This window comes from Nocardia africana NBRC 100379 (assembly GCF_001612635.1).
GTDB classification, from domain to species: Bacteria; Actinomycetota; Actinomycetes; order Mycobacteriales; family Mycobacteriaceae; genus Nocardia; species Nocardia africana.
In genome coordinates this window covers 106316-123425 of sequence record NZ_BDAV01000013.1, presented here as the reverse complement: position 1 = coordinate 123425, position 17110 = coordinate 106316, and the positions used below count along the sequence as shown (strand labels likewise).

Here is a 17110-nt window from a genome sequence, read left to right as displayed (position 1 = left end):
CCAGTGACCGTCACCGCGTCCGACGTCTCCCGCGCAGCGGAAATCCTGTCCCGGCCCGTGTCCGTGAACAGCCTGACCATTCCCAACCGCATCGTGATGGCGCCGATGACGCGCATGTTCTCCCCGGGCGGCATTCCCGGTGACGACGTGCGGTCCTACTACGCGCGCCGGGCGGCCGCCGGTGTCGGTCTGATCGTCACCGAGGGGACCTACGTCGGCCACGCGTCGGCCGGTCAGAGCGATCGGGTACCGCGATTCCACGGTGCGGAGCAGTTGGCGGGCTGGGCGAAGGTGGCCGCGGACGTGCACGCGGCGGGCGGCACGATCGTGCCGCAGCTGTGGCACATCGGCATGGTCCGCAACCACGGCGAAGCGCCCTACCCCGAGGCCCCGGCCATGGGCCCCTCCGGCATCCGCGTCGACGGCACCGAGCCGACCGGTGAGGCGATGACGCAGCGCGACCTGGACGACGTCATCGCCGCCTTCGCCGAGGCTGCCGCGGACGCGGAGCGGATCGGATTCGACGGGGTCGAACTGCACGGCGCCCACGGCTACCTCATCGACCAGTTCCTCTGGGCGCACACGAACCGCCGCACCGATGCCTACGGTGGAGATCCCGTGGCGCGCACCAGGTTCGCGACCGAGATCGTCGCCGCGGTCCGCGCAGCCGTGTCGCCCGGCTTCCCGGTGATCTTCCGCTTCTCGCAGTGGAAGCAGGAGGCCTACAACGCACGTCTCGCCGAAACCCCGCAGGAGCTCGAAGCCATCCTGGCGCCGCTGGCCGCGGCCGGCGTCGACGCCTTCCACGCCTCCACCCGCCGGTACTGGCTCCCGGAGTTCGAGGGCTCGGACCTGAATCTCGCGGGGTGGACCAAGAAGCTCACCGGCAAGCCCACCATCACCGTCGGCTCGGTCGGCCTCGACGGCGACTTCCTCCACGCCTTCACGGGCCGAGGCGCCGAACTGGGCAGCATCGACAATCTTCTCGACCGGCTGGAACGCGACGAGTTCGACCTGGTCGCCGTCGGCCGTGCCCTCCTGCAGGACCCGGAATGGGCAGCCAAGGTTCTGGACGGCCGGATCGGCGAACTGAAGGCCTACGATGCGGCGGCGCTGAAAACTCTGAGCTAGGAGCATGATTCGTCGCGGCGGATCGTCTTCCCGCCGGGCCACGCGCCGCGTCGGTGTGAGCCGGCCGATCCGGGGTACGCCTCGCACAGCAGACCGGGGCCGCGACGCGTGGCGTGCCCGGGCACGAACGAGAAGACGGAGGCGATCGCCGTGTCGAGTGCACAGCCGCACAGCACCAGTTCCTGCCCGCCCACCTCTGGCGTGATGCGTGGACGTCACCGAGAGAGCAGGTGAGCCGATGACTGCGGTCAAGCTCGCTTACAAGCCGGTCGGTCTCGTCCTGGGAGCCATCAGCGGACTCCTCGCCGGACTGGTGTTCAAGCAGACGTGGAAATTGCTCGGTCACGACGAGAACGCGCCCGACGCCACCGACGAGGACCGGACCTGGCGCGAGGTGTTGATCGCCGCCATCGTTCAGGGCGCGATATTCGCCGGCGTCAAAGCCGCGGTCGACCGCGCCGGTGCGACCGCGACCCGGCGCCTGACCGGCGAATGGCCCGGCTGACCGCGCAGCAACCCCGCACCGCCGATCATCTGCGGTCCCGTACCGTCCCTGGCGAGTCCGTGCCCGCGTCCGTGCGATCATCGCTTGCGCTGTCCGTCACGTATTGTCCTCGCGCCGTGCGGATTTCCCGCAGACCGTGGGAGACGGACGTGGCGATCACAGCGATGCCCAGCAAGCCGACGCAGATCGAAAAGATCAGCTGCCCATGGGCACCATCGAGTCTCATACAGTCCTCCTCGCTCGTCTTGTCGAAGGCGCCGGTTTCTGTGGCATAGACGCGGCCGGGATTTCGAAACCCCCGGCACGGGTTGAACTTCGAATGTCGGTTGGTTGCGCGGATGTGGGGTATATCGGCGTCGAGCACGCTCGGATCGTGAGCGTTTCGACGTTCGACAGAGGAGACACCATGTTGGGTCTGGGAATCATCGGCTGGATCATCATCGGCGGATTGGCCGGCTGGATCGCCAGCAAGATCATGAAAACCGATGCGCAGCAAGGCATTCTGCTCAATATCGTGGTCGGCGTGATCGGCGGCTTCATCGGCGGGTTCCTGCTGAAACTGTTCGGCGTCGATGTCGAGGGTGGAGGGTTGTGGTTCAGCTTCTTCACCTGCCTCGGGGGCGCAGTGGTCCTGTTGTTCCTGGTCGGTGTGGTCACCGGCCGTGGCCGCGCAATCCGATAAGCCGATCTCACCGCGCAATGCCGGGCTCGGAGGCCGTTACAGCCTCCGAGCCCGGCATACGCTCTCTCGCGCTCAGATCACCGGTGCTGACCCACGCCGGGCGTTACGCCGGCTGCCGTTGACCAGATCGTTGAACCGGTCGACGGCCCAGATGGTGCGTAAACCCCACGGGCCCATCATCATCGGGCGGGGGAACTTCGGCTTCTGCTGCCACAGCGACTGCAGATCCTCGTGGGGCCGACCGTCGACGATCAGGTCCGCGATCAGCGATCCGAGATAGGGTGCCTGGGCCAATCCGTGGCCGTTGCAGGCGATCGAGTAGAAGACACTGTCGTCGATCCGGCCGGCGAGCGGCAGCCACGAGGAAGTGATCGCGATCCATCCGCCCCACGCACGAGCGACCGGCACGTCGGCCAGGGCGGGGAATCGTGTCGCGAATGCGTGGGCGAGTTCGGCGACGAGCCCCGGATCCGGCTGCTTCGTGGGAAGCGGGCCGTTCTTTCCGCGTTCGATCCGGCGAACTCCGAACACGATCGTGTTGCGTGAGGTCAGCCGGTAGTTCTCCATGAAGTTGTGCTGAGTGAACAGGCCGGCGCGGCTGGTCCACCCCAGTGCGGCCAGACGCTCGGGATCGATCGGCTCGGTCTCCACCTCGATGACCCAGATGGGCACGGACAGATTCTTGGGAGTGATCGCCAGCTCGCCGCCGTATGCGTTCGTCGCGAGGACGACCTTGTCGGCCAGCACCACACCGCGGGGTGTGCGTATGACGACGTGCCCGGCTTCCCGTGTTACGTCGGTGACCCGGGTCTGTTCGAAAACTCTTGCGCCCGAGGAGAAGACGGCCCGGCGCACACCCATGGTGAACTTGCCGGGATTCATTGTTCCGCCGATGGCCTCGCGCATCCCACCGAGAAATCCACGAGGAATGCCCAGCTCCGCGCTCGTGCCGAATTCGGCTTTGGCACCGGCCCGCTGAAGAATCTTGGCGACGCGACGCGCGCGGCCCAGCTGTCCCCGCGAGACCGCCACGCCGACGTTGCCTGTCGATTCGTACTCACAGTCGATGTCGTGCGTCCTGATCAGATCTTCGACGTGATGCTCGGCGTGATCGGCGAATTGCACGATGCGGGGCAGCTTCTTTCGGTAGAGCAGATTCAGTAGCTGAATGTCTCCACCGGGGGCGCCAGCCAGCTGTCCCGCGTTGCGGGAACTGGCGCCGTGCCCGCAGAATTCGGCCTCCAGCAACACCACGTCACGACCGCGCTCGGCCAGCCGCAACGCCGTCGACATACCGCTCAGGCCGCCGCCGACGACCGCTACTTCACAGGTGATGTCGTCTTGCAACGCCGGCCGGACATCGCTGGGTGGTTCGATCCAGCCGGTGAAGCTGGTGTATTCGACGTTGTCCGTATTCATTTCGATGATCCTTTTCGCATGGGTATTGACGGCGGCACGCCATCGTCGGGCCCGCGGCCGGCGATGGCGTGCCGTTGAAATGCGGCCCTCTCAGGCCCCGGCAGCGCTCTGTTCCCGCCGAGCCGGCCGCGCGTCGGCGGCTTCGTTGTGGTTGTGCAAGGCGCGGTAAGCGAGGAAGTACATCCACAATTGCGTGCCCCAGGTGGCCAGCGCGGCGGTGTAGAAGATCGTCCGGAGCTCGTCGTCACCGGGGATCGGGAAGAAGTCGTAGGTGATGGCGATGGCGAATCCGGCGGCGGTGGCCGCGAGAGTTCCGGCCGCCTTCACCTTCTCGCCGACCGCCCACAGTCGGCCCGCGAAGTAGATCAGGAACAGCGACGTCGCAACGTTGACGACCACGTAGTAGGTGGCCGGTCCCAGCGCGAAGTGGGCGTGGAACTGCTGAAAGTACAGGCCGGCGACGGTGGCGAGCACGAAGACGCCGATGTCGGTTGCGATCGTGGGCTTGTATCGGTGGGTGACGCGCATCAAGCCCATGACCAGGATCAGCGTGATACCGACCGATCGGGAGAACGCGTCCAGGAAGCACGCGAACGTGAACATGGGACTGTTCTCGCTGCCCTTGATCGCGGACCAGATGAGGAAGTTGGTGCCGGACGTGGCGACGATCATCCACTCGAGGCCGAGCAGGTAGTTCTGGTAGCGCCGGATGAACTTCCATCCGTAGAAGAATCCGGCGAAGATCATCCACAGGTCGGCGATCATGAAGAGCAATTCTTTGAGTTCCATTGTCTCTCAGTTCCTTCGGCTGGATTTCGCTGGATCAGGACACGGCGACTGCGGCGCGCCGGCGAGAACGTGCGCGTGAGATCAGCACCGTCGCCAGGACGCCCGCGGCCAGGACGGCGGAAATCCAGTAGCTCGTGCCGTACAAGCCCTTGTCGGCGACCGTGATGTCCGTGCCGGGAACGAGGACGACCGAGGCGCTGAGAACGCCGGTGATCAACGCGGTACCGAAGGCGAAGCCGACCGCCATGGAGGTACCGGCTACGCCGGCGGCCATTCCGGCCTTCTCTTCGGGAACTGCTATCTGCACGACGGTGAAGCCCGCGGCATATCCCATGCTGCATCCGAGCCCGATGACGCCGGCCCCCACGAGGTTCTGCCACGCGTGGTCGTGGGCGAGTGCCAGCCAGGCCAGGCCGGCGACACAGACGAGTGCTCCCACCACGAAGACGCGGGTCGCGTGTCCCTTGGCGATCGGGCCCTCGGCCACGCGGCCCCCGACCCGGAACAGCACCGCGAACGGCACCATCAGCACACCCGTTTGCAGCGCCGAGAGTCCGAGCCCGTACGCGTCGGAGGGCTGCAGGGAATCGGGATCGACCTGGCTGAAGGTGCTGAGCAGCAACAGAAACGCCGCGTTCACCGCCGCGAACAACGCGATCGACACGCTCGCCGCGGTGACGAACGGCGATTTCAGCATGGCGACGTCGAAGACGGCCGCCGAGGACTTGCGCTCGACGCGCACCCACAGGGCAGCGGCGACGAGACCGCCGATCAGCGGAACGAGGGCCCCGGCTCCCCAGACCAGGCCCTGTGTCAAAGCCAGCAGCAGGGCCGCAACCCAGCCGATCATCCACACCGTTCCCAGCGCGCCGATCCGGCCGGTGGGCTCCGCGGGCGGCGCGTGCGGAATCACGACGAACGATACGACCGTCGTCGCGGCGAAGGCGGCGGTGAGGACGCAGAAGAAGCTACGCAGCGACAGGTACTCGACGATCAGGCCGCCGCCGATCATTCCCACGACGATGCCGAGGCCGGTGGCGACGACCAGGACCTTGACCGCGGTCGCGACTCCATTGTCGGCCAGATTCCGCCGGAGAAATCCCAGCGGCAGCAGTTGAGCCGCCCCGCCGATTCCCATGAGCGCGGCACCGATGAGCAGGGCGGGGTAGGAATCTCCGAGGGCGGGGACGAACGCACCCAGCGTGAGGCATCCGGCGGCGAACACGGTCGCGTTGCGGTCGCCGAAGACGTCGGCCAGGCGTGGCAGCAGAATGAAGCCCGCTCCACCTCCCAGCGTGAGCACGGTGTAGATCCAGGTCGTCTCGGAAACCGTGGAGAGACCGTACTGCGCCTGAATGATCGGCAGCAGCGGCGGCAGGACGAAGATGATCGCGTTGGTCAGAGTGACCAGCAGGGCGCCGACTCCGATCAGCACCCCTCTCGGCGGCGTGTCACCAGCGTTCGAATCCCGGCCGGCGCCGGTCGTTTCATTGATCTCAGTCATGTTCGTTCTCCAGAGAAATCGGCGGTCTCATCCGCACGCTCGCGGGAAGCTGCCGCGCCGAGTTGTGATCCGCGCCATAGACTAGGAGGTATGTAGTCATATGATCAAGGTATTTGACCAACTCTTTGCAATGGAGATTCGGGAATCGACGCATAAATTGCCGTCTAGCTGCATCAATGAGAGTTGATCAAATGAACGACTCAAGTGAAATTGGCGGGTACAGCAACGTCTTCAACGATCCGGAGGCGTGCGCATCACGCTGATGCGCACGCCTCCGGATTGCGGACGGGGTCGTCCGGCGTCAGCTGCTCGATGGGATCGGCTGGGCCGGCGCCCTGGTGTCACCGACGGACGAGCCGGCGCAGATAAGCGCACACGTCCTCGATCGCCTGCTCGGTCTTGGCGAATACGCCCACTTCGGTGAAGAAGCCGTGGAATACCCCCGCGTAGCGCGTGGTCACGACGGCGACGCCGGACCGGTGCAGACGCACGGCGTACGCCTCCGCATCGTCGCGGATCGGGTCCACTTCCGCGGTGAGGATCAACGCGGGGGGCAGCCCGTGAAGCGATTCCGCGCGGATCGGCGCCGCGAGAGGATCGACACGGTCCTGATAGTCGGGCCCCCGGTACTGCTCGATGAGCCATTTGGAATCTGCACTGGTCAGAAGTGGTGCGTCCGCGAACTCGGTCCATGATGGCGCGGTGAAGGTGTCGTCGACCGGTGGGTACGCGAGCACCTGGGCCATCGGCAGCGGCAGGTTGCCGTCGCGTAGTGCGAGGCAGAGTCCGGCCGCGAGAGCGCCGCCTGCCGAATCGCCGCCCACCGCGATGCGGTCGTGGTCGATCGCCAGGTCGCCCGCGTGCTCGCGGAGCCACAGGTACGCGTCGACGCAGTCGTCGAGCGCGGCCGGATACGGATTTTCCGGCGCGAGCCGATATTCCAGCGAGACGACGACGAATCCCGAGCGAGCCGCGATGGCCCGGCAGAGCTCGTCGACGCCGTCGAGGGTGCCCAGGATGAACCCGCCGCCGTGCATGTAGAGCAGGGCGGGAGCGTCGGCCTCGATCGTGTCCCCATAGAGCCTGGCCTTCAAAGTCCCTGTGCGGGAACGTATCTCGAGTTCTTCGACTCGGCCGATCGACGTGAGGGGGTGGTCGCGCGGCCGCGTCGCGAGCAGTTCGCGCGAGGTCTCGGGCCCCAGTTCGCGGAGCGGCTTCGGGAGCGCCGTCGCGATAGCTTGCGCGGCCGCCTGCGCGTCCGCGTCCAGCAGATCCCAGTACGCGGGTGTCGGTGTGAGCATCGGCGATCCTCTTCGAGTTGTTGACAACGAGTGACGTGTGCCTCACGATCATAGTCACGTGACCCAGACAACTGACTATGACGGTTGCGTTCTCGCTCGAGGTCTTCTGCTGCCGCGCGCGCCACACGATCTCGCATAGTCGAAAGGACTCCGAAGATGACCGAAACCACGATCGACCGCGTGGTGCCCAGCGCCGGCGCGGCCGCAGGCATCGACATACGGATCGAGGACGATGCCACGCCGATCGTCCGGCTGATCGGCCGGACGCTGCGCGATTCCGCACGCGCCGGCCACGCGCTGCCGGCGCTGCAACGGGCCGCGGCGACGGTGGCGATCCGCTCCCATGACACCCCGCAGTCCGCGACGATCGCGTTCGACGGCGGTGCCGTCGAGGTGTCCAGCGGCGTTTTCACCGAACCCGATGCCCTCCTCACCGTCGACCTGAATGCCAGGTTCGCCCCGGTCGGCGACCCGGTGGGTGATCAGGATCTGGTTGCCGATGTCTCGGCCGCATTGACGCCTCCGCTACCCGACTGGCGCGCGGCGGCCGAGCATTTCTGGACCGTATCGCGCTCGGTGCCGGGCGTTCCGGACATGCTCATCGCTGTCACGGAGGGGCCCGAGGGAGTGGAGCAGATCGTCTGCGGTGAGGGGGAGACCCACTACGTGATCGCCGGAGCGCCGGAGACGCTGGCCGGCGTGTTCTCCGGTGCGGACGACCTGTTCGCGACCTTGGCCACCGGTGCCCTCGGAATTCAGGGCACCCTCTCTCAACTGTCGGTCATGATCGGCGCATCCTGGAAGGCTCGTTTCGATGTCTGAAATCACCATCGCCACTTCGGAATTCGGCGTCCGCGGCACCGACGTTCGCGCCGTGCGGCTGGAGGCCACCAATCACGAGGGGTGTTTCCTCGGCAAGAACGTCTCGCCGAAGAAGTTCGCCGCGAGCGCGGCGTCGGGATTCAATTTCGCCGACCTGCTCTTCGGGCTCGACCTCGGCAACGCTCCCAGCATGGGCTTCGCCTATCCGGGCTGGCGTGGGCACCTCGACGACGTCAGCTTCAAACCGGATATGTCGACGATGGTCGAGTGGGAACCGGGACTGCAGTCGGTGATCGGCGACTACTGGCTGAAGGACGGCACACCGGTGCCGATCTGCCCGCGCAATATGGTGCGAAAGATGGTCGATCGGCTCGCGACGCTCGGGTACACCGCGACCATCGCGGTCGAGATCGAAACGACCTTGTTCTCGGAGTCGATCGACGAGGCACGGGCGCGTGGTTACCGCGACCTCACTCCGCTCGGCGGATCCGCCGGCACCGCCTACCACCTCGCGAAGTCGAAAGACTGGATCGACTACATGACAGCGGTGTCGCGGCGCCTCGACGAGCTGGGCATCGAGTGGGAGGCATGGAGCGACGAGGACGCGGCCGGGCAGGTGGAGCTCAACCTGGTGCCGGGCGATCCGATCGGGGTCTGTGATGCGTGGGCGCGCACTCGTCAGGTGATGCGCGAGGTCGCGTTCGAGCAGGGGCGCTCGGTCACGTTCATGGCCAAGCCGACGGCGGGCTACGGGCAGGCCTCGCACATCAACCTCTCGCTGCAGCGCGACGGCGTGAACGCGTTCTACGCCGAAGACGGGCCCTCGGCGACGATGCGCCACGCCATCGGTGGCCTGCTCGCGACGTTGGAGGGCAACACCTCGATCGTGTTGCCGCAGATCACGTCCTACCGCCGGCTGGTGGATCTCAGTGGTCCACCGGTCACCGTCAGCTGGGGCATCAGCAACAAGACCACCGCCGTCCGGGCGGTGTGCGGGCACCCGTCCTACTCCCGGCTCGAGTACCGCCTCCCGGGTGCGGACGCGAACCTCTATCTCGCTACCGCGGGCGTGCTGGCCGGTGTGATCGCCGGTATCGAGCGCGACATCGAGCCGCCGGATCCGGTGTCGGATATGGCCTGGTGTATGCCGCCCGGTATCAAGCGACTGCCGGACACCATCACCAAGGCGGCCGAAGCGCTCGATGCGGACCCCCTGCTGCGCGAGCTGCTGGGCGACGAGTTCGTCGACTATTGGATCGGCACTCGCCGGTGGGAGTGGATGCAGTTCCACACCGGCGGCGGTGACCCGTTCGCCGAACTCTCGGAATGGGAGTCCGCGCGCTACTTCGAGTTCCCGTGACCGCGGTGCGCGAGACCGTGAATGCCGTGCGGCCCCTCATCGGCATCACCGGCAGACGGTTCCGGCTGGGGCTGGTGAACGGGCTGGACCCCCGATACGCGGACCGGTTCACCGACGCCTTCATGTCCGACTTCTCGGATCGTATCGCGCGGGCCGGTGGGGTTCCGGTCATGCTGCCCTACGATGCCGATCCGGCCGCGGTCTGCCAATGGCTGAGCGGGGTGGTCGTCACCGGCGGTCAGGATGTTCATCCGGCGTGCTGGGGTGGTGATCCGGCGGTGGTCCGTGCGGTCGGTGCGCGATCGGATCCGATGGTGCACGATCCGAAGCGGGACGCGTACGAGATCGCGCTCGTGCGCGCGGCGATCGACAGCGATACCCCGGTGCTCGGAGTGTGCCGCGGTCTGCAGGTTCTGAACGTCGCGCGGGGCGGCACGCTGATCGCGGACCTCCCGGCGGGCCCGGTGCGGCATCTGTCGGAGCGGGCGGCGCTCACCGACGGCGCACCCGATCATGTCGTGTCGTTCGCGCCCGGATCGATCGCGCAGACGCTGTTCGGGGACCGCGCGGTCACCAACTCGTGGCACCACCAGGCCGTCGACGTGTGCGGCGACGGCCTGGTCGTCACGGGCCGGACCGCGGATGGCGTCGTCGAGGTCATCGAGCTTCCGGGTGCCGCTGTCCTGGGTGTCCAGTGGCACCCGGAGTGGATGGAGCGCGACGACCGGGCACTGAGTTGGGTCGTCGACGAAGCGGCCGAGCGGCTGTGCGTCGGTCGGGCCCGATAGGGAAACCATCCGCCGAGGGACCACTGGGGTGAGCGAGAGCCGTTCTGCCGCAGGATGTTTCCGGGCCGGCCTGGGTGCCGGCCCGGTACCTGCCGGACTCGAGGCAGGTGCGGCGGTGGCAGCGCGAAGGACCTCGGTCCGTTCAGTCGACATCCACCCAGGAGACGAGCGAGCTCATTCCGGTCCTCGGCTGGACGGCCGGGGTGGGCGTCCACTGCACAGCCGGGGCCCGGGAGCCGAGTTTCGTGGCCAGCCACGCATCGAGCACGGAGATGCTCAGGTCAACCTGTCTGGCGGCCTCCGCCCGATCGCCGAAGGTGAGCCAGTTCAGCGCGAAGCCGTCGGCCAGTGATGCGACGATGTAGCTGATTTCCTCGATCGTTTCCGGGGGCAGCGCGCCGTCCCCGTTCGCCTTCCCGAGGATGGAGCGCAGGACGGCGAACGCCTGGTTGTAGACGATCGCCGCCGGGTTTCCCTCCTGGCGTTGGGCCCAGCTGACGAGTTCGATGGTCGCGGCACCGAATGCCTTCGATTCCAGGTACCAGAGCATGACCCCGCGCAGGAGTTCTCTGGCCGTGGTCGCCACGTCGCCGTGCACGTCACTGCGGATGATCACCTCTTGGTACTGGGCGGCCACCCGTTCGAAAACCGCTGCGAACAGGAGCTCTTTCGAGGCGAAGCAGTAGTGCAGTGTCGCCAGCGGAGCATCGGCCTGTTCGGCGATGCGGCGGGTCGTCGCGCCGTCGACGCCGTGGGTCGCGATCACCTGGATGGCCGCGTTGACCAGGTCGTTGCGTCGTTCAGCCGCCGGGATCCGTGCCACTGCATGCCTCCTGGATTAGTTGGGCGGTTGATCAAGTCTAACTCGACGATATCACCGTTCATGATCGCCTTTCGGTCCCCGCGCGGGAGCGGCGGATGAGGAAGTTAGTCAATTGGCTTGATCAAATGACTATGACGGCGTTAACGTTATGGCCGGCATCACATCGCAAGGAGAAACCGTGAACGCAATCGAATCGACCCGGGATGTGGTCCGTCGGCCGGCGGTCGCACGCGACCACATAGGGGACGATCCGGCGTCGGCGACGTTGATCGACCTCTTGTCGACGTGCGCTCGGACATCGCCGGATCGAGAATTCCTCCGCTTCGGGGACGAGTCGTGGACGTTCGGCCGGATCGACGCGTGGACGTCACGTCTGGCGCATCGGCTCATCGAGGTCGACGGCATCGCGCCCGGTGATCGAGTCGCGATCATGCTGCCCAATGTCGTGCACTGGCCGGTGGTCTGGCTGGCGACACTGAAGGCGGGCGCGGTGGCGGTCCCGGTGAACTCCTCGTATCGCAGGGCGGATCTGGCCTTCGTTCTCCGTGATTCGGGTGCCCGCGTCGTGTTCTCGGAAGGGGCGAAGCTGGGCCTGCTCGGCGAAGTGACGCAGGACGAGGACGATCTGTCCGGTGTCCGCATCGTCGATATCGCCGCGGACGGCTCCGAGGATTTTCCCGACCGTGCGCCCGATGTCCGGCTTGCCGGCGACACCCTCGCGAACCTGCAATACACCTCCGGAACCACCGGCTTTCCCAAGGCGTGCATGCTGACCCACGACTACTGGGTCCGGCTGGGCTGGATCTGCGCGGCGGCCGCCGGACTGCACGCCGACGACGTGCTGCTCACCGCGCAGCCGTTCTCCTACATCGATCCGCAGTGGAACACCGCTGTGGCGTTGACGATCGGTGCGCCGCTGGTCGTGTTGCCGCGCTTTTCCGCATCGGGGTTCTTCGCCGACGTGCGGCGGCATCGGGCCACCTTCACCTATGTCCTCGGCGCCATGCCCACCCTGCTGTTCAAACAGCCGCCCGGCCCCGACGACCTCGACAACGACCTGCGGCTGATCATGTGCTCGGGAATTCCGGCGGGACTGCATCGGCAGCTGGAAAAGCGTTGGGGCGCACCGTGGCGGGAGATCTACGGGATGACCGAGTCCGGCGCCGACCTGGTGAGCTATCCGGAAGACCTCGGCGATGTGGGGAGCGGAAGCCTCGGACGGCCGGTACCGACGAAGCGGGCCCGGGTGGTGAACGCGGACGGCATCGACGTTCCGGACGGCGAACCCGGCGAGCTGATCCTGTCGGGCAAGCCGATGATGCTGGGCTACTGGAACCGCGCCGAGGCCGCCGGACGCACGCTGCGCGACGGCTGGTTGCACACCGGCGATGTGGTCGTGCGTCGGCCCGATGGCCGCTGTCACCTCGTCGGGCGGATCAAGGACATGGTTCGGCGGGGCGGGGAGAACATCGCGAGCGCCGAAGTCGAGGCCGTCCTGGAAAAGGACGCCTCGGTGGTGTCCGCGGCGGTCCTCGGCGTACCCGACGAGACATTCGGTGAAGAGGTCAAGGCTTACATTCGGCTCACCGCCGGTGTCCCGGCCGAGCGTGCGACCGCCGAGCGGATCATCGCGCGAGCGCGTAATGAGCTGGCGCGCTTCAAAGTTCCGCGCTACGTCGAATTCGTCGACGACTTTCCGCGAACGCCGTCCGAGCGAGTGTCGAAGCCGGCGCTGGCCGCCCGCGCCGCCGACCACCCCGGCATCACCTACGACCTGCGCGAGAACGGGCAGCACGGATGAGCGCCTCCGCGAGCCAGCACCTCGACACCCGGATCGAACGGAATGTCGCGGTCCTGACCCTGCGCCGCCCGGAGAAGCTGAACGCGATGAACGTCGCCACCCGGCTGCGGCTGGCGAGCGCGATCCGGGAATTCGGGACCGGCGACCGCGTGCGCGGAATCGTCCTGACGGGACAGGGGCGTGCGTTCTCCGCCGGGGAAGATCTGGGGACACCCCCCGCGTCGTACGCGGAGTTCCGAGCGGCCTTCGAGACGTTCCACGACATCACCCGCGCGATCGTGGAAACCCGAGTTCCCGTGATCGCGGCGGTGAACGGAATCGCGGTCGGCGGCGCTTCCGAGATCACCCTGTGCTGCGATGCCCGGATCGGGACCCCCGCGACCGAGTACTTCCAGCCGGAGAACGGTCGGGGGATCACCATTTCGAACGCCTCGAGCCTGCTGCTCACCCGCCTGGTGCGCAACCACGCGATGCGCATGGTTCTCGGATCGCCGCGGATCGGCGCCGACGAGGCGCTGCGGATCGGGCTTCTCGACGAGATCGTCGCGCCCGACCTGCTGCTCGAGCGGGCGATCGATCTGGTCGTGGAATGGACCCCGGAGAACAACACGACCGCACTGCATCTCGCCCTACTGCGACCGGCGCTCGAGGATCTCGAGGCGGCCTTCGCGCGCGAGGATGCGGCTGCGCACAACGCTTGGGAGAACGGCGTTTTCAGCTCGGGTGTCGCCGACTTCTGGGCGGCGCGGGGGAATCGATCCGGCGCCGACGCACACCCTGCTTCACCCATGCACAACGGATTGGACAGACCATGATCAACACGGAAGCCGCGGTGCTCACCGCGATCGAGGAACCGCTCGAGATCACCACGATTCAGGTGGACGATCCGGAGCCGAACGAGGTCCGGGTCGCGGTCTCGAATGTCGGTTTGTGTCATAGCGATCTGCATTACATGACCGGAACGGTGCCCACCGATCTCCCCGTGGTCGTGGGCCATGAGGTGGCGGGCGTGGTCGAGGCCGTCGGTTCCGCGGTGACCGGACTGGGGCCGGGGGACCGGGTCGTGGGCGCCCTCACGCCGTCGTGCGGTCGCTGCGTCAATTGCGAAGCCGGCCGGTCGACACAGTGTCAGCGGGTCGACGAGATCCGTCGCCGGCCCCGGCCCGCCTACCGGCTGTCCGACGGACAGCCGGTCGCGCGGCTCGGGGATATCGGCGCATTCTCGCGGCACATTCTGATGCGGGAGAACGCGCTGGTGAAGCTGCCCGACGAGGTGTCGCTGCAGGTGGGATGCCTGCTGTCGTGCTGCGTCATCACCGGTGTCGGGGCGGTGTTCCGCGGGGCGCAGGTGCGGCCGGGCAGCACGGTCGGGGTGATCGGATGCGGCGGAGTCGGATCGGCCATCATCCAGGGCGCCCGGCTCGCCGGCGCGTCCGCCGTCGTCGCCATCGATCTCGACGAGGCGCGGCTCGCGGCAGCGCGCGGTTACGGCGCGACGCATGTGGTCAACGGCGGCGTCGACGATGTGGCGGCCGAGATCCGGAAGGTGCTGGGCGACGGTGTCGACTACTCCTTCGAGGCCGTCGGGTCGGCCCGCACCGCCGCTACGGCGCTGGCGGTGCTCCGGCCGACCGGTACCGCATGCCTGGTGGGCATCGCACCGGACGGCACCGAGCTGAGCCTGCCCGCCTCGGACTTCTTCTTCGGCGAGAAGCGTCTGATCGGGTCGTATATGGGCTCCGGACAGGTGCGTCACGACATCACGCAGCTCGCGCAGCTGTATCTGCAGGGGCGATTGCTCCTCGACGAGATGGTGACGCAGGTGATCCCTTTCGCGGAGATCAACAAGGGTTTCGAGGCGATGCGGTCCGGCGACGTGACTCGCGTCGTGATCGATCTGGAGCAGTGACGACCTGGATGCCGTTGCGCCAGGCCGAATTCCGAATATAGAGGTGTTATCGAATGACGAATCCGACCATCGCGATCCCCGAGCCGGTCAACTACATCGCCGACAGCTGGGTCGAATGCGACCCGATCGCGGGCGAATGGAACGTCGACCCCAACACGCGTGAGCGGCTGCACCGGGCCGTCACGACCGGCGACCGTGATGTCGAACGGGCCCTCGCACATGCCGAGCGTTCCTACAGCATCGGACGCTGGGACGATGCCGCCTGGCAGGAGCGCGCGGAAATCCTGGAGCGCGTAGCCGATCTCATCGAGGGGCGGGTCGAGGACATCGCGCGCACCGATGCCGTGACCAGCGGAGTCCCGATCCGCGACACCCGGAAGTCGGCGGCTTTCCTGCCCGCCCGGATCAGGGCGACAGCTTCGGATCTGCGGACCATCCCGCGGGTGCGGGCCCTCGCTGCGGGCGGCCGCGACGTCCGCCTGTACAAGATCCCGTGGGGACCCGCGGCGATCCTCACGCCGTGGAACGGCCCCAGTTTCATCCCCGCGGCCAAGGTGGTGAGTGCGGTGGCGGCCGGATGCCCCGTGATCCTGAAGCCGTCGGAACACGCGCCGAGCAGTGCGCAGCTCATCGTCGAGTGCTTCGTCGAAGCCGGACTACCCAGCGGGGCAGTGCAACTCGTGCACGGCCGGGGCGATGTCGGTGCCGCGATCACCGGCGATCGGCGGGTCAAGATCGTCTCCTTCACCGGCGGTCCGGTCGCCGGCCGGGCGATCGCGCGCGCTGCTGCCGAGGATTTCAAAGTTCTCCAGTTGGAGCTCGGCGGCAACAACCCGGCGCTGGTCCTCGACGACGCCGATATCGACGTCGCGGCCGACGGCATCTTCGAGGGGATGACCAAGCTGAACGGGCAGTGGTGTGAAGGACCGGGCAAGGTGCTGGCGCATCGCAGCCTGGTTCGACCCCTCGTCGAAGCATTGACCGAGCGGATCGCGAAGATCGCGGTCGGTCATTCGCTGGACGACGGCGTCGAACTGGGCCCGATCTCGAATGCGCCGCACTTGGCGACCCTGCAGCAGCGGATCGAAGAACTCCGGACCAAGGGCGCACATATTCACCAGCCGGCTCGGCTGCCCGAACTCGGCGGGTTCTTCCTTTCTCCGACCGTCGCCACCGGTATCGACGGATCGGAGGCCACCGCGGAACTGTTCGGCCCCGTGGTGTCGGTACACGCCGTCGATTCCGACGACGAGGCGTTGCGCGTGGCGAACGCGAATCCGTCCGGACTGGACGCCTACGTCTTCGGTGCCGACACCGATCGGGCCATCGACGTCGGCGCGCGCATTCTGTCCGGCGAGGTGCGGGTCAACGGCGCCAAGGTCGCCGACCTCGGCGACGACTCCGCACAGAGCTTCTGGGAGTCGGCGGGCATCGGTGGTCACGGCCCCGCGGAGTCGGTGCGGGTCTTCTGCGGTGACCGGGTGGTCGGCGTCGATTCACCGGATCTTCCGCTCTGATCCGAGCACGGTAGAGTCGAGCGAACGAATGATCGTTCGCTCGAAGGGGTCCCGGATTGGCCACGGCAGCAAGCACAGTGGCCGCCATCGAGGCGGAGGACGCCGCTGCCCTGGCCCGCATCGGGGCGTTGGTCGAACAGATGGATCGCCGTATCGCGGACGCGACCCCATCGCTCGGCCGATCCGACACCCGCGAACGCATCCTCGAGGTGGCGATGGAGCTGTTCGCGCAGCGCGGCTTCGAGGCCTGCACGGTGCGCGATCTCGCGGACGCGGTCGGGATCAAACCGCCGGGAATCTACAGCCATTTCCGGTCGAAAGAGGCCATTCTCTCCGAGGCGATGCTGCGCGCACTGCACGGCTTCCTCGCTCGGATGTCGGCTGCCGGGCAGGCGGGCGACGCCGAAGCCCGCCTCGGCGAGACCATCGGCCGTCACGTCGCCTACCAGCTCGAACATGCTCAACTGGCGCGTGCCCACGACCTGTTGCTGAACTCGCGGGCAACCGAACGATTCCTCCCCGAAGCAGAGCGTCGGCTGCTGCACGATGCCCGGCGGGCGTACTACGAGCTGGTGCGAGGCCGCATCGCCGCGGTGAGCGGAATCGACAGCGAAACCGCCCTGACCACAACCACTTTCGCGGTGACAACGCTCTGTGACGGCGTGCTGAACTGGTACCGGCCCGACGGCGCGCTGACCGTGCACGACGTCGCCGAGCACTACTGGCATCTGGTCCGCGGGATGCTGCGAATCGGCTGAC

The 17110-nt window shown here is 67.1% G+C and carries 16 protein-coding genes; 11 read left to right on the top strand and 5 right to left on the bottom strand.

The genetic code is table 11. From position 1 onward, the window contains the following. Positions 1-3: 3 nt before the first annotated feature. The 3 genes from NA3_RS23660 (at position 4) to NA3_RS23640 (ending at position 2318) form a co-directional block, all read left to right on the top strand. Positions 4-1131, top strand: a complete 1128-nt coding sequence (locus NA3_RS23660; RefSeq protein ID WP_062965857.1) for an NADH:flavin oxidoreductase — start codon at positions 4-6, stop codon at positions 1129-1131. Positions 1132-1369: 238 nt separating this feature from the next. Beyond that, on the top strand, positions 1370-1636 hold the full coding sequence (locus NA3_RS23650; RefSeq protein ID WP_062965855.1) for a DUF4235 domain-containing protein: 267 nt from the start codon (positions 1370-1372) through the stop codon (positions 1634-1636). Between the two features lie 406 nt (positions 1637-2042). Further along, on the top strand, positions 2043-2318 hold the full coding sequence (locus NA3_RS23640; RefSeq protein ID WP_062966026.1) for a GlsB/YeaQ/YmgE family stress response membrane protein: 276 nt from the start codon (positions 2043-2045) through the stop codon (positions 2316-2318). Between the two features lie 72 nt (positions 2319-2390). On the opposite strand, the gene NA3_RS23635 is transcribed toward NA3_RS23640, so the two are convergent. The 4 genes from NA3_RS23635 to NA3_RS23620 all read right to left on the bottom strand — a co-directional run bounded on the left by NA3_RS23635 (position 2391) and on the right by NA3_RS23620 (position 7331). Beyond that, positions 2391-3737 (bottom strand): NAD(P)/FAD-dependent oxidoreductase, encoded by a 1347-nt coding sequence (locus tag NA3_RS23635; protein ID WP_062965853.1) that lies wholly within the window; start codon positions 3735-3737, stop codon positions 2391-2393. Between the two features lie 90 nt (positions 3738-3827). Then, positions 3828-4526 (bottom strand): hypothetical protein, encoded by a 699-nt coding sequence (locus tag NA3_RS23630; RefSeq protein WP_062965852.1) that lies wholly within the window; start codon positions 4524-4526, stop codon positions 3828-3830. 34 nt (positions 4527-4560) lie between these two features. After that, positions 4561-6030 carry an MFS transporter gene (locus NA3_RS23625; protein ID WP_062965851.1) on the bottom strand — a complete coding sequence of 490 codons (1470 nt, stop codon included), beginning with the start codon at positions 6028-6030 and terminating at the stop codon, positions 4561-4563. A gap of 341 nt (positions 6031-6371) precedes the next feature. Next, positions 6372-7331 carry an alpha/beta hydrolase gene (locus NA3_RS23620; protein ID WP_062965850.1) on the bottom strand — a complete coding sequence of 320 codons (960 nt, stop codon included), beginning with the start codon at positions 7329-7331 and terminating at the stop codon, positions 6372-6374. 156 nt (positions 7332-7487) lie between these two features. On the opposite strand from NA3_RS23620, the gene NA3_RS23615 reads away from it, so the two are divergent. The 3 genes from NA3_RS23615 to NA3_RS23605 are packed head-to-tail and all read left to right on the top strand — an operon-like array spanning position 7488 to position 10301. Beyond that, positions 7488-8153 carry a hypothetical protein gene (locus NA3_RS23615; RefSeq protein WP_062965849.1) on the top strand — a complete coding sequence of 222 codons (666 nt, stop codon included), beginning with the start codon at positions 7488-7490 and terminating at the stop codon, positions 8151-8153. After that, complete coding sequence (locus NA3_RS23610) at positions 8146-9513, top strand: glutamine synthetase family protein (protein ID WP_062965848.1); 1368 nt, start codon at positions 8146-8148, stop codon at positions 9511-9513. Before NA3_RS23615 ends, NA3_RS23610 begins: the two co-directional genes overlap by 8 nt. Positions 9514-9518: 5 nt before the next feature. Continuing rightward, on the top strand, positions 9519-10301 hold the full coding sequence (locus NA3_RS23605; protein WP_227995538.1) for a gamma-glutamyl-gamma-aminobutyrate hydrolase family protein: 783 nt from the start codon (positions 9519-9521) through the stop codon (positions 10299-10301). 142 nt (positions 10302-10443) lie between these two features. Here the strand turns inward: NA3_RS23605 and NA3_RS23600 are convergent, their stop codons facing one another. After that, complete coding sequence (locus NA3_RS23600; protein WP_062965846.1) at positions 10444-11124, bottom strand: TetR/AcrR family transcriptional regulator; 681 nt, start codon at positions 11122-11124, stop codon at positions 10444-10446. 178 nt (positions 11125-11302) lie between these two features. Between NA3_RS23600 and NA3_RS23595 the strand changes: the two genes are divergently transcribed. The 5 genes from NA3_RS23595 to NA3_RS23575 are packed head-to-tail and all read left to right on the top strand — an operon-like array spanning position 11303 to position 17109. Beyond that, entirely contained in the window at positions 11303-12925 is a 1623-nt protein-coding gene (locus NA3_RS23595) for a class I adenylate-forming enzyme family protein (protein ID WP_227995537.1), read from the top strand. Then, positions 12922-13740, top strand: coding sequence for an enoyl-CoA hydratase/isomerase family protein (locus NA3_RS23590; protein WP_084491813.1), 819 nt, complete (start codon positions 12922-12924; stop codon positions 13738-13740). Before NA3_RS23595 ends, NA3_RS23590 begins: the two co-directional genes overlap by 4 nt. Next, the gene (locus NA3_RS23585) at positions 13737-14834 is read left to right on the top strand and encodes a Zn-dependent alcohol dehydrogenase (RefSeq protein ID WP_062965844.1); all 1098 of its coding nucleotides are present in this window, start codon (positions 13737-13739) and stop codon (positions 14832-14834) included. The genes NA3_RS23590 and NA3_RS23585 overlap by 4 nt, the downstream gene beginning before the upstream one ends. 53 nt (positions 14835-14887) lie before the next feature. Beyond that, entirely contained in the window at positions 14888-16351 is a 1464-nt protein-coding gene (locus NA3_RS23580) for an aldehyde dehydrogenase family protein (RefSeq protein WP_062965843.1), read from the top strand. A 56-nt stretch (positions 16352-16407) separates the two neighbouring features. Beyond that, a complete protein-coding gene (locus tag NA3_RS23575; RefSeq protein ID WP_128145549.1) occupies positions 16408-17109 on the top strand; it encodes a TetR/AcrR family transcriptional regulator in 702 nt (233 codons plus the stop codon). Position 17110: the final 1 nt, after the last annotated feature.

Coding starts and splice junctions, on each gene's coding strand:
- NA3_RS23650 (WP_062965855.1), top strand. CDS start 1,370: ATGACTGCGGTCAAGCTCGCTTACAAGCCGGTCGGTCTCGTCCTGGGA.
- NA3_RS23640 (WP_062966026.1), top strand. CDS start 2,043: ATGTTGGGTCTGGGAATCATCGGCTGGATCATCATCGGCGGATTGGCC.
- NA3_RS23635 (WP_062965853.1), bottom strand. CDS start 3,737: ATGAATACGGACAACGTCGAATACACCAGCTTCACCGGCTGGATCGAA.
- NA3_RS23630 (WP_062965852.1), bottom strand. CDS start 4,526: ATGGAACTCAAAGAATTGCTCTTCATGATCGCCGACCTGTGGATGATC.
- NA3_RS23625 (WP_062965851.1), bottom strand. CDS start 6,030: ATGACTGAGATCAATGAAACGACCGGCGCCGGCCGGGATTCGAACGCT.
- NA3_RS23620 (WP_062965850.1), bottom strand. CDS start 7,331: ATGCTCACACCGACACCCGCGTACTGGGATCTGCTGGACGCGGACGCG.
- NA3_RS23615 (WP_062965849.1), top strand. CDS start 7,488: ATGACCGAAACCACGATCGACCGCGTGGTGCCCAGCGCCGGCGCGGCC.
- NA3_RS23610 (WP_062965848.1), top strand. CDS start 8,146: ATGTCTGAAATCACCATCGCCACTTCGGAATTCGGCGTCCGCGGCACC.
- NA3_RS23590 (WP_084491813.1), top strand. CDS start 12,922: ATGAGCGCCTCCGCGAGCCAGCACCTCGACACCCGGATCGAACGGAAT.
- NA3_RS23585 (WP_062965844.1), top strand. CDS start 13,737: ATGATCAACACGGAAGCCGCGGTGCTCACCGCGATCGAGGAACCGCTC.
- NA3_RS23580 (WP_062965843.1), top strand. CDS start 14,888: ATGACGAATCCGACCATCGCGATCCCCGAGCCGGTCAACTACATCGCC.